Annotated in this window: 17 protein-coding genes; 11 read left to right on the top strand and 6 right to left on the bottom strand. The window is 72.6% G+C overall.

Annotation, left to right across the window (positions count from 1 at the left end; genetic code table 11):
- The first annotated feature begins 118 nt into the window (after window positions 1–118).
- Window positions 119–781 carry a FadR/GntR family transcriptional regulator gene (locus tag LWP59_RS10435; protein ID WP_144642355.1) on the top strand — a complete coding sequence of 221 codons (663 nt, stop codon included), beginning with the start codon at window positions 119–121 and terminating at the stop codon, window positions 779–781.
- Here LWP59_RS10435 and LWP59_RS10430 read toward each other — a convergent pair.
- Complete coding sequence (locus LWP59_RS10430; RefSeq protein WP_144642354.1) at window positions 761–1,747, bottom strand: hypothetical protein; 987 nt, start codon at window positions 1,745–1,747, stop codon at window positions 761–763. The two genes, LWP59_RS10435 and LWP59_RS10430, sit on opposite strands and share 21 nt — an antisense overlap.
- Window positions 1,748–1,840: 93 nt before the next feature.
- On the bottom strand, window positions 1,841–2,797 hold the full coding sequence (locus LWP59_RS10425) for a GlxA family transcriptional regulator (RefSeq protein ID WP_144642353.1): 957 nt from the start codon (window positions 2,795–2,797) through the stop codon (window positions 1,841–1,843).
- Window positions 2,798–2,904: 107 nt separating this feature from the next.
- Here LWP59_RS10425 and LWP59_RS10420 point away from each other — a divergent pair, with 107 nt between their 5' ends.
- Entirely contained in the window at window positions 2,905–3,543 is a 639-nt protein-coding gene (locus LWP59_RS10420) for an HD domain-containing protein (RefSeq protein WP_144642352.1), read from the top strand.
- Between the two features lie 102 nt (window positions 3,544–3,645).
- Here the strand turns inward: LWP59_RS10420 and LWP59_RS10415 are convergent, their stop codons facing one another.
- Window positions 3,646–4,506, bottom strand: a complete 861-nt coding sequence (locus LWP59_RS10415; protein WP_144642351.1) for an aldo/keto reductase — start codon at window positions 4,504–4,506, stop codon at window positions 3,646–3,648.
- Window positions 4,507–4,611: 105 nt separating this feature from the next.
- Between LWP59_RS10415 and LWP59_RS10410 the strand changes: the two genes are divergently transcribed.
- Complete coding sequence (locus LWP59_RS10410; RefSeq protein WP_229857261.1) at window positions 4,612–5,508, top strand: LysR family transcriptional regulator; 897 nt, start codon at window positions 4,612–4,614, stop codon at window positions 5,506–5,508.
- Between the two features lie 57 nt (window positions 5,509–5,565).
- Complete coding sequence (locus LWP59_RS10405; RefSeq protein WP_144642350.1) at window positions 5,566–7,080, top strand: MDR family MFS transporter; 1,515 nt, start codon at window positions 5,566–5,568, stop codon at window positions 7,078–7,080.
- Here LWP59_RS10405 and LWP59_RS10400 read toward each other — a convergent pair.
- Complete coding sequence (locus LWP59_RS10400) at window positions 7,058–8,266, bottom strand: CoA transferase (protein WP_144642349.1); 1,209 nt, start codon at window positions 8,264–8,266, stop codon at window positions 7,058–7,060. The two genes, LWP59_RS10405 and LWP59_RS10400, sit on opposite strands and share 23 nt — an antisense overlap.
- A 174-nt stretch (window positions 8,267–8,440) precedes the next feature.
- On the opposite strand from LWP59_RS10400, the gene LWP59_RS10395 reads away from it, so the two are divergent.
- Genes LWP59_RS10395 through LWP59_RS10385 form a run of 3 tightly spaced genes read left to right on the top strand, consistent with a single transcriptional unit; the run spans window position 8,441 to window position 11,720 of the window.
- Window positions 8,441–9,913 carry a PucR family transcriptional regulator gene (locus LWP59_RS10395; protein WP_144642348.1) on the top strand — a complete coding sequence of 491 codons (1,473 nt, stop codon included), beginning with the start codon at window positions 8,441–8,443 and terminating at the stop codon, window positions 9,911–9,913.
- Window positions 9,910–10,755: a 5-oxoprolinase subunit B family protein gene (locus LWP59_RS10390; RefSeq protein WP_186383388.1), complete on the top strand. Its 846-nt coding sequence runs from the start codon at window positions 9,910–9,912 to the stop codon at window positions 10,753–10,755. The genes LWP59_RS10395 and LWP59_RS10390 overlap by 4 nt, the downstream gene beginning before the upstream one ends.
- On the top strand, window positions 10,752–11,720 hold the full coding sequence (locus LWP59_RS10385) for a 5-oxoprolinase subunit C family protein (RefSeq protein WP_222425648.1): 969 nt from the start codon (window positions 10,752–10,754) through the stop codon (window positions 11,718–11,720). Before LWP59_RS10390 ends, LWP59_RS10385 begins: the two co-directional genes overlap by 4 nt.
- Window positions 11,721–11,732: 12 nt before the next feature.
- Here LWP59_RS10385 and LWP59_RS10380 read toward each other — a convergent pair whose 3' ends face one another.
- On the bottom strand, window positions 11,733–12,500 hold the full coding sequence (locus LWP59_RS10380) for a LamB/YcsF family protein (RefSeq protein ID WP_144642346.1): 768 nt from the start codon (window positions 12,498–12,500) through the stop codon (window positions 11,733–11,735).
- Between the two features lie 138 nt (window positions 12,501–12,638).
- Between LWP59_RS10380 and LWP59_RS10375 the strand changes: the two genes are divergently transcribed.
- Genes LWP59_RS10375 through LWP59_RS10360 form a run of 4 tightly spaced genes read left to right on the top strand, consistent with a single transcriptional unit; the run spans window position 12,639 to window position 16,080 of the window.
- Window positions 12,639–13,541, top strand: a complete 903-nt coding sequence (locus tag LWP59_RS10375) for a 5-oxoprolinase subunit B family protein (protein WP_144642345.1) — start codon at window positions 12,639–12,641, stop codon at window positions 13,539–13,541.
- Window positions 13,538–14,509, top strand: a complete 972-nt coding sequence (locus LWP59_RS10370) for a 5-oxoprolinase subunit C family protein (RefSeq protein ID WP_144642344.1) — start codon at window positions 13,538–13,540, stop codon at window positions 14,507–14,509. Before LWP59_RS10375 ends, LWP59_RS10370 begins: the two co-directional genes overlap by 4 nt.
- 9 nt (window positions 14,510–14,518) lie before the next feature.
- Window positions 14,519–14,755, top strand: coding sequence for an acetyl-CoA carboxylase (locus tag LWP59_RS10365; RefSeq protein WP_144642343.1), 237 nt, complete (start codon window positions 14,519–14,521; stop codon window positions 14,753–14,755).
- Window positions 14,752–16,080 carry an acetyl-CoA carboxylase biotin carboxylase subunit gene (locus tag LWP59_RS10360; protein WP_144642342.1) on the top strand — a complete coding sequence of 443 codons (1,329 nt, stop codon included), beginning with the start codon at window positions 14,752–14,754 and terminating at the stop codon, window positions 16,078–16,080. The genes LWP59_RS10365 and LWP59_RS10360 overlap by 4 nt, the downstream gene beginning before the upstream one ends.
- Here LWP59_RS10360 and LWP59_RS10355 read toward each other — a convergent pair.
- Window positions 16,073–16,309 carry a KTSC domain-containing protein gene (locus tag LWP59_RS10355; protein WP_144642341.1) on the bottom strand — a complete coding sequence of 79 codons (237 nt, stop codon included), beginning with the start codon at window positions 16,307–16,309 and terminating at the stop codon, window positions 16,073–16,075. The two genes, LWP59_RS10360 and LWP59_RS10355, sit on opposite strands and share 8 nt — an antisense overlap.
- Between the last annotated feature and the right edge of the window lie 26 nt (window positions 16,310–16,335).

Below are 16,335 nucleotides of genomic sequence, written 5' to 3'. Positions count from 1 at the left end.
AATCTGAACAATTGAGACCAATGCTTACCGTCCAGACCGTACGCGGCGTCGATGAGCTTGTCGATAGCCTGGTCAAATTGGTCTCGATTGGTCACCACGGATGGGTTAAAGTGAACGCATGAGCAAGCTCGAGGATTCGCTGCGCACGCTGCTGGCGGAAGGCGCCCGCGCGGGGACGCTCGGCCCCGGCGCGAAGCTGCCGCCCGAACGCGACCTCGTCCAGCAACTGGAGGCACCCCGCAGCGCGGTCCGGCGGGCGCTGGACATCCTCGAACGGGACGGGCTGGTGGTGCGCTACGTCGGGCGCGGGACGTTCGTGACCGAGGTCGTGACCCAGCACGTGGACGGCGCACCGTCGGACACCAGCCCCGCGGAGATCATGCAGGTGCGGCAACTGCTGGAGCCCCAGGTCGCGACGCTGGCCGCCCGGGTGGCGACGCAGGCCGACCTGGACCGGATCGCCGGATGCCTCGACGGCGGCGGGCAGTCACCGGACTTCGAGGGCTTCGAACGCTGGGACGCGAAGCTGCACCGCGCCATCGCGGCCGCCGCGCACAACGGACTGCTGATGAACATGTTCGACGTCATGAACACCGCGCGGGCGCTGCCGGTGTGGGGCAGCCTCAAGCGGCGCACGTCGACGCCGGAGCTGCGCCGCTGCTACCACCAGGAGCACATGGAGATCGTGGCGGCGCTACAGGACCGGGACCCCCTCGGCGCGGGCGAGAACATGCGCGTCCACCTGCAGCACGTGGCGGACTCACTCCTCGGCCGCGGCTGAGTCCCGCCTGCGACGGGAGGGATACAGCAGCACGTCGACGATGCGCGAGAGCGCGGAGACCACGAGGCTGCCGGCGATCCCGAGCACGATTCCCGCCACCGTCAGGGTCTTCGCGTCGTCCTGGCCGGTGTCGCGCGCGGCCAGCAGCAGATCGGGCTGCGAGGTGTACGCGAGGTTGGCGTGCTCGCCACGCTTGCCGACCCAGTACTGGTTCAGCGTCTGCCTGATCGAATAAGCGTCCACTGTGGACTCCGGGTACGACTCGTCCAGCACCCACCCGGGGTCCCGGTCGATCGCCGTGGTCGCGTTCACCTGCGCCTGGAAGTCGGTGCGGCCGTCGACGGCGTTGTAGTTGATCTGCGGGAGCAGCCCGCTGGCCCGCGCCGAGCCCATCGCCCACACCCAGGATGCCGGGACGACGCACTCGAGCGCCGCGTTCTTGCGGCCGTCCTCGTCCGTGGAGCCGGTCACGGTGCTCACGTGTCCCGTCCACTGGGGGAAGGATTTCGCCGACAGGACGTCCTCGCTCGCCTTGCCGAGCGGATGCGCGCCGGCGTAAGTGCTGACCTCATCCACGTCGAACGCCGTCTGCGCCCCTTCGCCGAGATCGGCCCACGGCCTGAGCTTCGCGGACTCCCCCTGGCACGCGACGGCTCCGTCGCGCTCGGGGCCGAAGATCGTGACCCGGGTCTCGACCTGCTCGTAGTCGGTGTGCTTCTCGTCCAGCGTGCGCAGGTTCATCCGGACCGTCAGGTCGGTCCCGATGCCGCCGGTCATCGACACGTCGAGCGCCTGGTCGGTGGTACCGCCCGCGGTCGAGACCACGATCAGCGGGCGGGCGCCCGAGGCGACCGTGTGCGGCCGGTCGAGGATCTTCACCGCCGGCGGCACCCACCACCAGCACAGACCGGCGGCCAGCACGAGCGCCCCGCCGATCTTGACCACGTTTCCGGCCTGCGACGCCATCCGCACCTCCCGTGAGCACGGCCGGGCGGGGATCACGACCCGGCCAGTGATCAGGTCGCGGGAAGCGGCCCCAGTGCTACGGCCCGGCGGCGATCAGCGGGCCGCGGTCCGGAAGCGTTGCTGGTAGGCCCGCGGCGAGACCCCGACGTGCTGGATGAACGACCGCCGCAGGGACTCCGGGCTGCCGAAGCCGCTCGCGTGCACTGTGTCGGTCACCGAGCGGCCCGCGTCCAGCATCGCCTTCGCCGCGTCGAACCGGACCAGCTCGACGTACTTCGCCGGGGTCGTGTGCAGCTCCTCCTGGAACAGCCGGGTGAGGTGGCGGGAGCTCAGCCCCGCCGTCGCGGCCAGTTTCGCCAGTGAGTGGTCCGCCGCCGGGTCCGCCGCGATCGCGTCGCACACCTTGCGCAGTGGCACGGTCTTCGGCGCCGGACCCTGGGTCGACGGGGAGAACTGCGACTGCCCGCCCGGCCGCTGCAGGAACACCACGAGCGACCGGGCGACGCTGCGTGCCAGTTCCGCCCCGTGGTCGCGCTCCACCAGCGCCAGCGCCAGGTCGATGCCCGCGGTGACCCCGGCCGAGGAGAACACCGGGCCGTCCTCGACGAAGATCGCGTCCGGCTCGACCTCGATCCCCGGGTACGCCCGCGCCAGCCGTTGCGCGTGCTGCCAGTGCGTCGTCGCGCGGCGGCCGTCGAGCAGGCCGGCCGCGGCGAGGATGAACGCGCCCGTGCAGATCGAGGCGACCCGGTTGGCACGGCTCGCCAGGGTGGCAGCGGCCTGCGCCAGCTCGGGGTCGACGGGATGCGCCGGGAAGACGTCGCCGCCCACGATCAGCACCGTGTCCAGCGGGCCCAGCTCCGCGACATCCTCGTCGACGTGGATGCGCATCCCCGTCGACGAGGACACGTCACGGCCGCCGACCGAGCACAGCACCAGCCGGTAGTCCGCGCCGAACCGGTTGGCCTCGGCGAACACCTCGCTGGGGCCCGCCACGTCCAGCAGCTTCACCCCGTCGAAGACCAGCACCGCCGTCCGCCGCTCGCTCATGTCCGTCCCCTCGTCTCGAACTGTGGAGAGTATGACTCGAATCGAGGGGCACGGGCCCGGTCGGTGCTGCGAACCTCGAAGGAACGAGAACGAAAGGAAGCGCTTCCATGACCACCGTGATCGCCGGGATCACCATCCCCGACTCCGCCCTCGTCGCCGAGGCCACCGAACTGGTCCGCGACGCCACCCCCGACCTGCTGTTCCACCACTCTCGCCGGGTGTTCCTGTTCGGCTCGCTGCAGGGCCGCCGCCTCGGCCTGCGGGCCGACCCCGAGCTGCTCTACGTCGGCGCGATGTTCCACGACCTCGGCCTGACGGAGAAGTACCGCGGCGAGACCCAGCGCTTCGAGCTCGACGGCGCCGACGAGGCCCGCCGGTTCCTCGAGTCGCACGGCGTGCCGGAGGCCGAGGTGCGCAAGGTGTGGGAGGGCATCGCGCTGCACACCACCCCCGAGGTCCCCTGGCGGCTCGAGCCCGAGGTCGCGCTGGTCACGGCCGGGGTGGAGACCGACGTGCCGGGCATCGGGCGGGACCTGCTGAGCGAGGCTGACCTGGCCGCGGTCGTCGCCGCGCACCCGCGGCCGGACTTCAAACGCCAGATCATCGCCGCCTTCGCCGACGGCTTCCGCCACCGGCCCGACAGCACCTTCGGCACCGTCAACGCCGACGTCCTCGAGCACGACGACGCGGCGTTCCACCACCTCGATTTCGTCGAGGTGATCCTGGGCAACAGCTGGCCGGAATGAGCCGCGGCGCCCGGCCGGAGCACGCCGGACTGCCGGGTCCACTTCGGACACGGTGCTGCCCCGGCTGGAAACTCCGGGACAGCGCCGTCGGGTCGCCGGGGCTCAGACCGCGTCGAGGCGGGCGAGCTGCTCCGGGGTGAGCCGCAGCTCCACCGCCGCGGCGGAGTCGCGGATCGTCTCCGGCCGCGTCGAACCCGGGATCGGGATGACGACCGGCGCCTTCGCCAGCTCCCAGGCCAGGCACACCTGCTGCGGGCTGACCCCGTGCTCGCGCCCGACCTCAGCGAACGCGGCGAACCGGGAGCCCAGCTCGCCCGCCCGCGAGCTGCCGCCGAGCGGGCTCCACGGCAGGAACGCGATCTCCCGCCCTGCACAGAACTCCAGTTCGTCCTCGCTGGAGCGGAACGCGGGCGAGAACTGGTTCTGCACGCTCACCAGCCGACCGCCGAGAACGCCGTTCGCGTCGCCGATCTGGGACACGGTGGCGTTCGAGATCCCGGCGAAGCGGATCTTCCCGGCGTCGAGCAGGTCCCGGATCGCGCCGACCGACTCCGCGTAGGGAACCTTCGGGTCGGGCCGGTGGAACTGGTAGAGCCCGATCGCGTCCACTCCGAGCCGCTTGAGCGAGGCGTCGCAGGCCTGCTTGAGGTACTCGGGCGAGCCGTTGACGGTCCACGACCCGTCGCCGGGCCGCAGGTGCCCGCCCTTGGTCGCCACGAGCACGCCGGAGGTGTCGCCCCCGTAGCTCGCGAGCGCGCGGGCGATCAGCGACTCGTTGTGGCCCACCTCGCCCGCGTCGCGGTGGTACGCGTCGGCCGTGTCGATGAACGTGATGCCCGCGTCGAGCGCGGCGTGGATCGTGGCGATCGACCGCTCCTCGTCGGGCCTGCCCTCGATGGACATCGGCATCCCGCCGAGCCCGATCGCGCTGACCTCGACATCGCCGAGACGGCGAGTGCGCATACTGGTTCCCCTTCGTTCCGCGAAAGCTGCACCATCCACCCTTGCCGCGCTCGATTAAGCTGTCCAACAGAAGATTCTGATCGCGTTGAGCAGTCTGGGTGATGAATGGTGGAACTACGGCAGATCGAGTACTTCGTCGCCGTCGCGGAGGAGAGCCATTTCACCCGTGCCGCCAAGCGCATGCGGGTCGCGCAGTCCGGGCTTTCGGCGTCGATCCGGGCATTGGAGCGCGAACTGGGCGCGGCACTGTTCCTGCGCAACACCCGGCAGGTCGAGCTGACCACCGCAGGAGAGGCTTTCCTGACCGAGGCGCGGCGCGCGTTGTCGGCGACCGACGCCGCCCGCGAGGCCGTCTCCGCGGTACAGGGCCTGCTGCGCGGCAACCTCGCCGTCGGTTCGCTGCAGTGCCTGCACGTGGTGCACCTGCCGAAGGTCCTCGCCGGGTTCCTGCGGGCGCATCCGGGGCTGGAGATCCAGTTGCGGCACGGCGGTTCCGGCGAGCTGGTGGAGCAGGTGCGCACCGGCGGCCTGGACGTGGCGTTCGTGTCCGGCAGCGCGCGGGTCCCCGACGGGCTGGTCGCCGAGGCCCTCGCCGCCGAGCCGCTCGTGCTCGCCTGCGCGCCAGGGCATCCGCTGGCCGGGGAGTCGCGGATCTCTTTGGCGCGCCTGCGGGACGAGCGGTTCGTCGACTTCCCCGCCGACTGGGGCGCCCGCGACCTCGCCGACGAGGTGCTGGCCGAGGCCGGTGTCGAGCGGCGGGTCGCGCTCGAGGTCACCGATGTGCACTCGCTGCTCGACCTCGTCGCGTGCGGACTCGGGGTCGCCCTGGTGCCACAGTCGTTCTCGGTCAAGACCGACAAGGTGTGCTTCCTCGGGCTCGATGGTCGGCCGCCACAGTGGCGCACGGTCAGCGTCACCCGTGCCGCGGCGAGTACCGCGGCCACGGAGCTGCTCCGCGAGGTCGCGGTGGCGAAGAGCGGTCGGCTGTCCGTTTCCCGCTGATCGGGAATGCGCCGGAACCCGGCGGAGTTGTCCCGCTTCGGCGGAGAGGGGTACTGGATGACGGTGAGTGGTGTCGGTCTGCGTTCGGAACGGGGCCCGGTCCTCGTGGCGATCATGCTCAGCACCGGTCTCGTCGCGCTGGACTCGACGATCATCGCGACCGCGGTTCCGTCGGTGGTGCGCGATCTCGGTGGCTTCTCCCAGTTCCCGTGGCTGTTCTCGGTCTACCTGCTCACCCAGGCGGTGACCGTCCCGCTGTACGGGAAGTTCGCCGACTCGCTCGGCCGCAAGCCGGTGCTGTTCTTCGGGATCGGGGTGTTCCTGCTCGGTTCCGTGTTGTGCGGGGCCGCCTGGAGCATGCCGGCGCTGATCATCGCCCGCGCGGTGCAGGGCATCGGCGCGGGCGCGGTGCAGCCGATCAGCATGACCGTCGTCGGCGACCTGTACAGCGTGGAGGAACGGGCCCGCGTGCAGGGCTACGTGGCGAGCGTGTGGGGCATCGCGTCCGTGCTCGGCCCGACGCTGGGCGGCCTGTTCGCCGAATACCTGTCGTGGCGGCTGATCTTCTTCGTCAACCTGCCGCTGGGCGCGATCGCGGTGTGGATGCTGGCGCGGCACTTCGCCGAGTCGGTCGAGCACCGCTCGCACCGCGTCGACTTCGCCGGAGCCGCGACACTGACCGGCGGGTTCTCCCTGATCATCCTCGGGTTGCTGGAAGGCGGCGTCGCGTGGCCGTGGCTTTCGGCGCAGACGCTGGTGATCTTCGTGCTGGGCGTGGCGCTGCTCGTCGCGTTCGTGTTCGTCGAGCGCCGGGCCCGGGAGCCGGTACTGCCGCTGTGGGTGCTGCGGCACCGGGTCCTGCTGGGCGGCAGCATCGTCGCGCTCGTGGTGGGCGCATTGCTGATCGGGTTGAGCTCGTTCCTGCCGACGTACGTGCAGGGCGTGCTGGGCACCGGCCCGGTCGTGGCCGGGTTCGCGCTGGCGGCGCTGACGGTCGGCTGGCCGTTGGCCGCGAGCCTCGCGGGACGGATCTACCTGCGGATCGGTTTCCGCGACACGGCGTTGATCGGCAGCGTGTTCGTGATCGCGGGCGCGGTGCTGACGGCCACCCGGCTACGCGAGGACTCGTCGGTGTGGACGGCCGCGGGGGCGGCGTTCGTGCTGGGGCTCGGGCTGGGCCTGTGCACGAGCCCGACGCTGGTGGCGGCGCAGTCGGTGGTCGGCTGGTCGCAGCGGGGCGTGGTGACCGGGACGAACATGTTCAGCCGGTCACTGGGCAGCGCGGTCGGCGCGGCGGTGTTCGGCGCCGTCGCGAACGCGACACTCGCCTCCCGCTTCGCGCACCCGCCGGCCGCCGTCGCGGGTGAGCTGCCCCAGAACGTGGACGCGACGAGCCTGGTGCTGGGCGGGCAACCCGAGCGCCCGGACGTCGCGGAGTACATCCGCTCGTCCCTGCAGGCGGCGACGCACCACGTGTTCCTGGGCCTGATCGTGCTGAGCGTCGTCGGCGTCGGCGCGCTCCTGCTGATGCCGCGCCGGGCGGAGCCGATCAGCGCCGACCCAGCTCCCTGAGCACCCGCTCCGTGTCAGCGCCCAGTTCCGGGGCGCGGCCGGCAGGCGTGCGGGCCACCGGCGGGGCGGGCGCCGGGCTCGGGCCGTTCCCCAGGGAGCCGATCAGGGCGGCCGCCGCCTGGGAGCGGAACGTGAGATCGGCCCGCCACCGCCCGCCGCCGAGCCGGCAGGCCACCACTGCCAGCGCCGCGTTGATCCCGGTCAGCGGTGCGGCGATCGCGTCCCCGCAGGGCGCGGCCACCCCGGCGTCGGCGTCGAACGCGACCAGGCCCGCGTCGACCGCGGCCGCGTCGCCGGAGTCGCCGGTGATGCGAATCCAGCACTGGTCCGCCGCGCCGCCGGGCCGCGCCACCCGGCCGTCGTCGATCACCACGTCCGCCACCGCGAGCAGGTGTCCCAGCAGGGCCGACCCGAGATCCGGCGCGACCGACTCCTGCCCCGCGTGCAGCAGGTCGTAGAACTCGCGCGACCACACCCGTGCGCCGTCCGGGCGGGCCGGGTCCTCCACCTTCAGCACCCGGGCGCCGAGCAGGGTCAGCAGGTGCCCGCACAACGGCCCGGCCCACCCCGACGACAGGTCCGCGACCAGCATCGGGGGCAACCGCCAGCGCCGCCGTACCGCCCGCGCGGGCCCGCTGCCCGGCACGGCCTTGCACGTCAGTCCATTGAGGACGAACGGCCAGCCCGGATCGTCCATTGTGCACCGGATGGTCCCGACGCGGAAGCTGCCGTCCGCCGAAACGGGTGCGTCCCGGTGGAAACCGGCCATCGCGGCCCGCTCCGACAGCACCCGCGGGCCCGGCAGCACCGCGTCCCCGCCACCGATGCGCACCAGCAGCTCCGTCGCGAGCAACGCGCCCCACGCGACGCTCGCCGGCTGCCCCGGCGACCGCAGCGGCGGCCCCGCACGGCGTCCGGTGAGGATCATCGCGCCCGAGGACGCCCAGTCCTGCAACGCGGTGGTGTCCACGGTCCGCACCGCGGGCAGCTCGGCGGTCGAGGGCAGCGTCCCGGTGGCGTCGATGACCCCGTCGGCTTCGCGCCAGGCCTCGTCCTCGCCGGTATCGACCACGGCGCCCAGCGAAGCGAGCAGCCGACCGGCGTGCCGGACCGCCGCGCCCGCCCCGCACACGGCCACGCGCAGCCCATCCAGCGGGCCCCGCGTCTGCGGCCTCCAGCCGGTCATGACGCCCGATTCTGCGCCGCCGCCGGGCAGCGGGCCCGTTCGTCCCGCTATCGGGTGGTCCACCCGTGTGCGGCACGGTCACGCCGGTGGGCACCGGAGCGGTGAAGGTGGTTACCGTTTCGAGGGCGCCACAGCTACCCGGCCCGGGCCCGGCCGAACCGAGGAGGCGACGGAATGCGACCCACCCCGGCCTGGCTGCTCGACCGGCGGGAGCTGGGGCTGCGGTCGCTCGTGGACGCCGACCTCACCCGGCCGATCCGCTGGGTGCACGTCAGCGAGCTCGCCGACCCCGCCCCGTTCCTCTCCGGCGGCGAGTTCCTGCTGACCGTGGGCCTCGCCGGCGACTGGACGGCGTACGCCCGGCGGCTGGCCGCGCACGGCCTGGCCGGGCTCGGCTTCGGCGTCGGCTTCGGGCACGACGAGGTGCCGCGCGAACTGCTCGACGCGGCCCGCGAGCGCGGCCTGCCGGTGCTGGAGGTGCCACGGACGACGCCGTTCATCGCGATCAGCGAGGCCGTCGCGGCGGCGATCTCGGGGGCGCACGAGCGGGCGGACGCGATCGACGCCCAGCGTGGCCTCATCGCGGCCGCGCTCGACGGCCCGCGCGCGGTGCTCGACGGGCTCGCGCGCGCCCTGGGCTGCTGGTGCCTGATCCTCGACGAGCGCGGCGCCGCGCGGCACTCCTCCCCCGCCGGGGCCCGCAAGCACGCCGAACGCCTGGCCCATGACCTCGCGCGGCTCGGTTCGCCGGTGCGCGCCGCGTCGCTGGACCTGGGCGCCGACCAGGTCGCGCTGCTGCCGATCGCCCCCGACGGCGGGTTCCTCGCGGCAGGGCGAGCGACGCCGCTCGGCGCCGCCGACCACGCCGTGCTCACCAGCGCGGCCGGGCTGCTCTCGCTCGACCTGGCGGCGCAACGCGAGGTCGCGGGCGCACGCCGCAACGCCCGCCGCGCGGTGCTGCGCCTGGCGACGGGCGAGCACACCGAGCTGACCCGCGCGGTCGCCGACACGCTCGAGGTCCCGTTGCCGGCCGCGCCGGTGCGCGTCGCGGTGCTCGGCACGGACGCCGACAGCGCCGACGTGCTGCGTGCGGTCGAGGAGCACCAGGCGCTCAGCCAGGTCAACGCGCTGGTGGTCCGGCACGAGCAGCACACCGTGGTCGTCGTGCTGCCGGTCGCCGAAGGGGATCTGCAGGCACTGGAGGAGGTGCTGCACCGCGTGCCCGGGTCGCGGGGCGTCGTGACGGAAGGGGTCGGGTTCGGTGAGCTGCCGGACGCGTTGCGCCGGGCCCGCTCGGTGTTCTTCGGCACGCCGAAGGGCGAACGCCTGATACCGGCCAAGGACGTCGCGACGGCCGGTCTGCTGGCGCAGCTGGACACCCCGGGCGCGCTGGGGTGGGCCGACGCCTTGCTCGAACCGCTCGAACGCCACGCCACCCGGTCCAAACTGGACCTTGTCTCGACGTTGCGGGTGTTCCTGGGCCACAACGGGCACATCGACGCCTCCGCCGCCGCGCTCGGCATCCACCGGCACACCCTGCGCTACCGGCTCGGCCGGATCGTGGAGCTGCTCGGCAGCGATCTCGACGACCCGACCGCCCGCGCCGAACTGTGGCTGGCCCTGCGGCTGCGGGAGGCCGACCGGTGAAGGTCAGCTACTGCCCGGCAGGCGACCGGTACGTGCTCGTCGAATACGGCGACGCCGAGCTGGACCTGCGCCTGAACTTCTTCGTCGTGCGCGCGCTCGCCGGGCTCACGGCGGATCCGCCGCCCGGTTTCGTCGAGGCGGCGCCGGGCTTCCGCTCGATCCTCGTCCACTTCGACCCCGCCCGCACCAGCCGTGCCGCCTTGCTCGACCACCTCGCCGCGGTGCACGAGCTTCAGCCGGACGTCTCGTCGCTCGTCCTGCCCAGCCGGCGGATCTCGTTGCCGATCGCCTTCGACGACTCCGCCACGCGGCGTGCCGTCGAGCTGTACGCGGCGACGATCCGCGCGGCGCTCTACACCGAGGGCGGCAGCAACATCGACTACATCGTCGCCCAGAACGGGCTGCCGGACCGGGAGGCGTTATACGACAAGGTGCTCGGCAGCGAGTGGTGGACCGCGTTCACCGGCTTCTCCCCCGGCCTGCCGTTCACGTTCTCGCTGCGCGCGCCGACGGAGCTGTCGGTGCCGAAGTACAACCCGACGCGCGCGTGGACGCCGGAGGGTGCGGTCGGCATGGGTGGCCCCTGCCTGGCGGTGTTCCCCGTCGAGTCGCCCGGCAGCTACCAGCTGATCGGCCGCACCGTCCCGATCTTCGACGCCCTCGCGCACAACGACGTGTTCGCCGCGTCGCCGTTCCTGGTGCGGGCCGGGGACCGGCTGCGGTTCTTCCGGGTCGAGGAGGACGAGCTGACCGAGATCCGCAGGCTGGTGCTGGAAAACCGGTACCGGTACGAGATCGCGGAGGAGCCGTTTTCCGTGGCCGGCCATCTGGGGCGGCAGTGACCCTGGAGATCATCGAGCCGGGCACGCAGGTCACCATCCAGGACCACCCGGGCCGCGTCGGGCTCCAGGCGCGCGGGCTGTTCCCGGCCGGGCCGGTCGACCACCTCGCGTTCCGGCTGGCCAATGTCCTGGTGGGCAATGATCCAGGCGCGGCGGGGCTGGAGATCCCGGTGGGCCGGTTCACCGCGCGGGCGCGGTTCGCCGGAGTGGTCGCGTTCTGCGGCGCGGGCAGCCCGTCGCTGAACGGGGCGCCGGTGCCGTTGTGGGAGGCGCTGGAGGTCGCGCCGGGCGACGTGCTGGCCTCGGGTGCGCCGCCGGGGGCCGGTTTCCGGTTGTACCTGGCGGTTTCCGGCGGGATCGACGTGCCGCCGGTGCTGGGCGCGCGGGCGCTGCACACGATGGGCGGCATCGGCGGGCTCGACGGGCGAGCGCTCATCCGGGGCGATCTGCTGCCGGTCGGCGCGGGGCGCGGGCGGAAGCTGCGGGTGCCGCAGTCACTGCGGCCGGTCCACCACCGGGACTGGGAGCTCGAGGTGGTGCGCGGGCCGCAGGCGGACCCGCAGTTCCTGACCGCGGCGGACTGGCGCGAGTTCACGTCGGCACGGTGGCGGGTGAACCTGAACTCCGACCGGCTGGGGGTGCTGCTCAACCCGCACGACTTCGCATGGGCGCGCGACGGGGCGGGGCTCGCCGGGGACCACCCGTCGAACGTGCTGGACGCAAGCTACCCCCTCGGCGGAGTCATCGTGAACGGCGACGTGCCCACGATCCTCGGCCCCGACGGCCCCAGCTCGGGTGGGTTCACGGTGATCGCGACGGTCGTCCACGCGGCGCTGTGGAAGGTGGGGCAGCTACGGCCCGGGCAGGACACCGTGCGCTTCCGCGAGGTGACCCCCGAGGCGGCGGACGCGCTGGCGGCGCACACGGAGTTCGTCCTGGACCCGGCACATCTGGACGAGGTCTGAGGGCGGGCAGCCCTACCGCGCCGCGAGTACCTCCGCGATCGGCGCCACCGTCACCTCCGCCGGGGCCAGGCGGTCGCGGATCGCCGCCGCGATCTCGACCGCGTTCGGGCGGTCCCCGTGCAGGCAGATGGTGTCCGCGTCCACCTCGACGCGCTTGCCGCCGGCCGACGTGACGTGGCCGTCGAGGATGTCCAGCACCCGGTCGGCGCAAGCCCGCGGGTCCTTCGCCAGCGGCTGCGGCTCGATGATGATGTGCCCGTTGTCGTCGTACTCCAGGTCGGCGAACGCCTCGCGCGCCACCCGCACACCCGCCGCCTCCGCCCTGGCAGCCGTCTCGCCCGCGAGCAGCACCACGATCAGCTCCGGCGACACCGCCCGGCACGCCTGCACGATCGCGTCGGTCACCTCCGGGTCCCGCATGGTCAGCCCGTAGAACGCCCCGTGCGGCTTCACGTGCGCGACCGGTACGCCGAGCGCGTCGGCGAACCCGCGCAGGGCGCCGTACTGGTACAGGCACGCGTCGGCCGCGTCCGCCGGGGAGAGGGCCATCGACCTCCGGCCGAAGCCCGCGAGATCCGGGAGCCCGGGGTGCGCGCCCAGCGCCGTCCCGGCCTCGCGCGCCAGCTCGACCGACCGGCGCATCGTCGCCGGGTCCCCGGCGTGCCAGCCGCAGGCCACGTTCACCGAGCTGACCAGCGGTAGCAGGTGCTCGTCGTCGCCGAGGCGCCACCGCCCGAAGCTCTCCCCGGCATCGGCGTTGAGATCGATCAGCTTCTTCATGCCTCCAGCGTGCGAGCCCCGGGGCGCGACGGCAATTCGCCCGGTTGGACAACGCGTGGGCGGGCACCTGTCCCGGATGTCCAATAGCGTCGAGGCAGCCGGACGGCAAAGGTGAGCCCAACCCGAGAGGAGGGTGCCGTGACCACGACCGACCTGGTGCTGCCGCCCGCCCGCTACGAGTACGGCGGCGACGAGTTCGTGTTCGTCGAGATCGACCAGGCGATGAGCCTGGAGGCGAACTTCAAGGCCATGACCATCACCGCCGCCCTGCGTGCGCGGTCCGTGCCCGGCGTGATCGACATCTGCCCGTCCAACGCCTCCTACCTGATCCGGCTCGACCCGGACGTGCTTCACCCCGCGGAGCTGGTGGAGCAGCTGCGCGCGCTGGAGGAGTCGGCGACCGCGCTGACCGCCGACCAGGTGCTGCCGACCCGCGTCGTGGACGTGCCGATCCTCTACGACGACCCGTGGACCCGCGAGACGCTGCTGCGCTTCCGCGACCGCCACCAGGACCCGGACGCGACAGACCTCGAGTACGCGGCCCGCATCAACGGCTACGCCGGGGTGCCGCAGCTGATCGACGCGCTCGCCGGTGCGCCGTACATCGTCACGATGCTCGGCTTCGTGCCCGGCCTGCCGTTCTGCTACCAGATGGTGCCCCGCGACCGGCAGATCGAGGTGCCCAAGTACGTCCGGCCGCGCACCGACACGCCGGAACGCGCGTTCGGCTACGGCGGCGCGTTCTCCGTGGTCTACCCCGTGCGGGGCGCGGGCGGCTACCAGCTGTTCGGCATCGCGCCGGCGCCGGTGCTCGACGTGTCGCAGACGCTGCCGGACTTCCGCGAGCGCAGCGTGTTCCCACGAGCGGGGGACGTCTTCCGGTACCGGGCGATCGACCGGGCGGAGTTCGACCAGGTGCGTGCCGAGGTCGAGGCCGGCACCTTCGCCTACCGCATCCGCGAGTTCGAGTTCAGCCCTGCCGAGTTCCTCGCCGACCCCGACGCGCTCAACAGCGAGCTGCTGGAGGTGCTGTACCGATGAGTGAGCTGATCGTGCACTCCCCCGGCCTGTCCACCACGGTGCAGGACACCGGGCGCGACGGGTTCTACGAGATCGGGATGCCGCCGTCGGGCGCGATGGACCAGTTCTCCCACCGTGCGGCCAACCTGCTCGTCGGCAACCCCGAAGGCGCCGCCACGCTCGAAGCGACCTACATCGGGCCGAAGCTCGAGTTCACCGACTCGCGGATCGTCGCCGTGACCGGTGCGGAAGCGCCGCTGAGCCTCAACGGCGAACCGGTGCCGACGTGGGAAGCCTTCGCGGTCAAGCCGGGCGACGTGCTGTCGTTCGCCATGATCACCGCGGGCGCCCGGCCGTACATCGCCGTGAGCGGCGGGATCGCGGTGCCCGAGTACCTCGGGTCGCGCTCGACCTACACGCTCACCGGGCTCGGCGGTCTCGACGGGCGGAAGCTCGCCGAAGGCGACCGGCTCCCGCTCGGCGAGGCGAGCGGCGCCCGGCCCGGCGTACGGGTGCCCGATGAGCTGCGCCCGGAACATCCCTCGGTCACTCCACTTCGGACAGTCGTGGGCCTGTGCTCGTACCGGCTGACCGACGCCGGGATGGAATCGTTCCTGGGGACCGAGTGGAAGATCACCAAGGACGCCGACCGGGTCGGCTACCGGCTGCGTGGCGGAAAGCTCGACTTCGTCGAGCGCGAGCAGCCGTTCGGCGCGGGCAGCGACCCGGCGAACGTCGTCGACCTCGGCTATCCCGTCGGCTCGATCCAGGTGCCCGGCGGCGACGAGCCGATCGTGCTGCTCAACGACGCGGTCACCGGCGGCGGCTACGCGACGATCGGCACGGTCGTCTCCGCCGACCGCGACCGGATCGCACAGGCCAGGACCGGCGACCTGGTGTCGTTCGTCCCCGTCGACCTCGCCGCGGCGCTCGCCGCGCGACGCGACCGCCGCTCCCGGCTGGATCGCATCAAATCCCTTGTGAGCTAGGAGGAACTCATGGGAACGATCAAGGCCACCATGCCCGGTGTGTTCTACCGCCGCCCCTCGCCCGACGCCGACCCGTACGTCGAGGAGGGCGGCAGCTACACGCCCGGCCAGACCATCGCGGTCATCGAGGTGATGAAGACCTTCAACGAGCTCAAGGCCGAGGAGGCGGGCACGGTCAGGAGGTTCCTCATCGACGACGGCGACGAGGTCTCGATGGGACAGGACATCGCCGAGGTCGGCGAATGAGGCGGGTGCTGGTCGCGAACCGGGGCGAGATCGCGCTGCGGATCATCCGCGCGTGCCACCACGCCGGGTTCGAGGCCGTGGCCGCCTACTCCGACGCCGACACGGCGTCGCGGTGGGTCGAGCTCGCCGACGACGCCGTGCACATCGGTGGTTCGCCCGCGGCAAAGTCCTACCTCAACGCCGACGCCGTGCTCGACGCGGCGAAGCGGTCGGGCGCGGACGCGATCCATCCCGGCTACGGCTTTCTCGCCGAGAACGCCGCGTTCGCCCGCCGGGTCGCCGAGGCGGGCCTGACGTTCGTCGGGCCACCCGCCGAGGTCATCGAGAAGATGGGCGACAAGGCGACCGCGCGGCGGATGGCGCAGGAGGCCGGGGTGCCGGTGGTCCCGGGAAGCGACCCGGTGACCTCGGTCGAGGCCGCCGAAGCCGCCGCCGCGGAGGTCGGCTTTCCGTTGCTGGTCAAGGCTTCCGCCGGGGGCGGCGGGCGCGGGATCCGACCGGTCGGCGCGCCGGACGAGCTGGCCGCGGTGCTGCCGACGGCGCAGGCCGAGGCCTCCGCCGCGTTCGGCGACGGGACGGTGTACCTGGAGCGGCTGATCGAGCGGGCGCGGCACATCGAGGTGCAGGTGCTAGCGGACCACCACGGCAACGCGGTGCACGCCTTCGAACGCGACTGCTCGGTGCAGCGCCGCAGGCAGAAGCTGATCGAGGAGGCACCCGCGCCGGGCCTGCCCGCCGAGGTCCGCACGGCGATCACCGACGCGGCGGTCCGGCTCGCGCGGCACGTCGGGTACCGCAACGCGGGCACCGTGGAGTTCCTGCTGGCCGAGGACGGGCAGTTCCACTTCATCGAGATGAACACCCGGATCCAGGTGGAGCATCCGATCACCGAGTGCGTCACCGGGGTGGATCTGGTGGCCGAGCAGCTGCGGATCGCTTCCGGCGCACCGCTTTCCTTCGCGCAGGACGATCTCGCGTTGACCGGCGCGGCGGTCGAGCTGCGGATCAACGCGGAGGACCCGGACGCGGACTTCCGGCCGGCGCCGGGCGAGCTGAGCGTGTTCGACCTGCCCGGCGGCCCCGGCGTGCGGGTGGACACGGGCTTCACGGCGGGCGACCGGATCAGCCCGTTCTACGACTCGATGATCGCGAAGCTGGTCTGCTGGGGCGCCACCCGCGAGGAAGCCCTTTCCCGGGCCCGGCAGGCCGTGGCCGAGCTGCGCTTCGAGGGCGTGCCCTCGACCGCGGGGCTGCACGCCCGCCTGCTGCCGCAGCTCGCCCCCGGCCCGGTGCACACCCGCTGGCTGGAGGAGTGGCTCAGGTGAGGCGCTCGAACTCGTACCCGTGCTGGATGTGCTCGTTGAAGAACCGGCCCTTGCTATCCGCCGCCATGAACTCGGCGTAGACGGTGCTCTCCACACCCTCGTACCGGTACACGTGCTCGTTGTGGAACTCGACGTCGAGGAGCCTGCGGGCCGGGTCGTAGCCGACAGTCTTGATCACCGAGGAGGACACCGGCCAGCGGACGACCCGGGCCTTACGACGGTGCGCCATACCTGTCAGTGTCGCTCAACCGGGTG

The sequence above is a fragment of the Amycolatopsis acidiphila genome, assembly GCF_021391495.1.
Classification (GTDB): Bacteria; Actinomycetota; Actinomycetes; order Mycobacteriales; family Pseudonocardiaceae; genus Amycolatopsis_E; species Amycolatopsis_E acidiphila.
The sequence above is the reverse complement of the archived record's forward strand: the minus strand, read 5'-3'. Positions and strand labels throughout refer to the sequence as shown.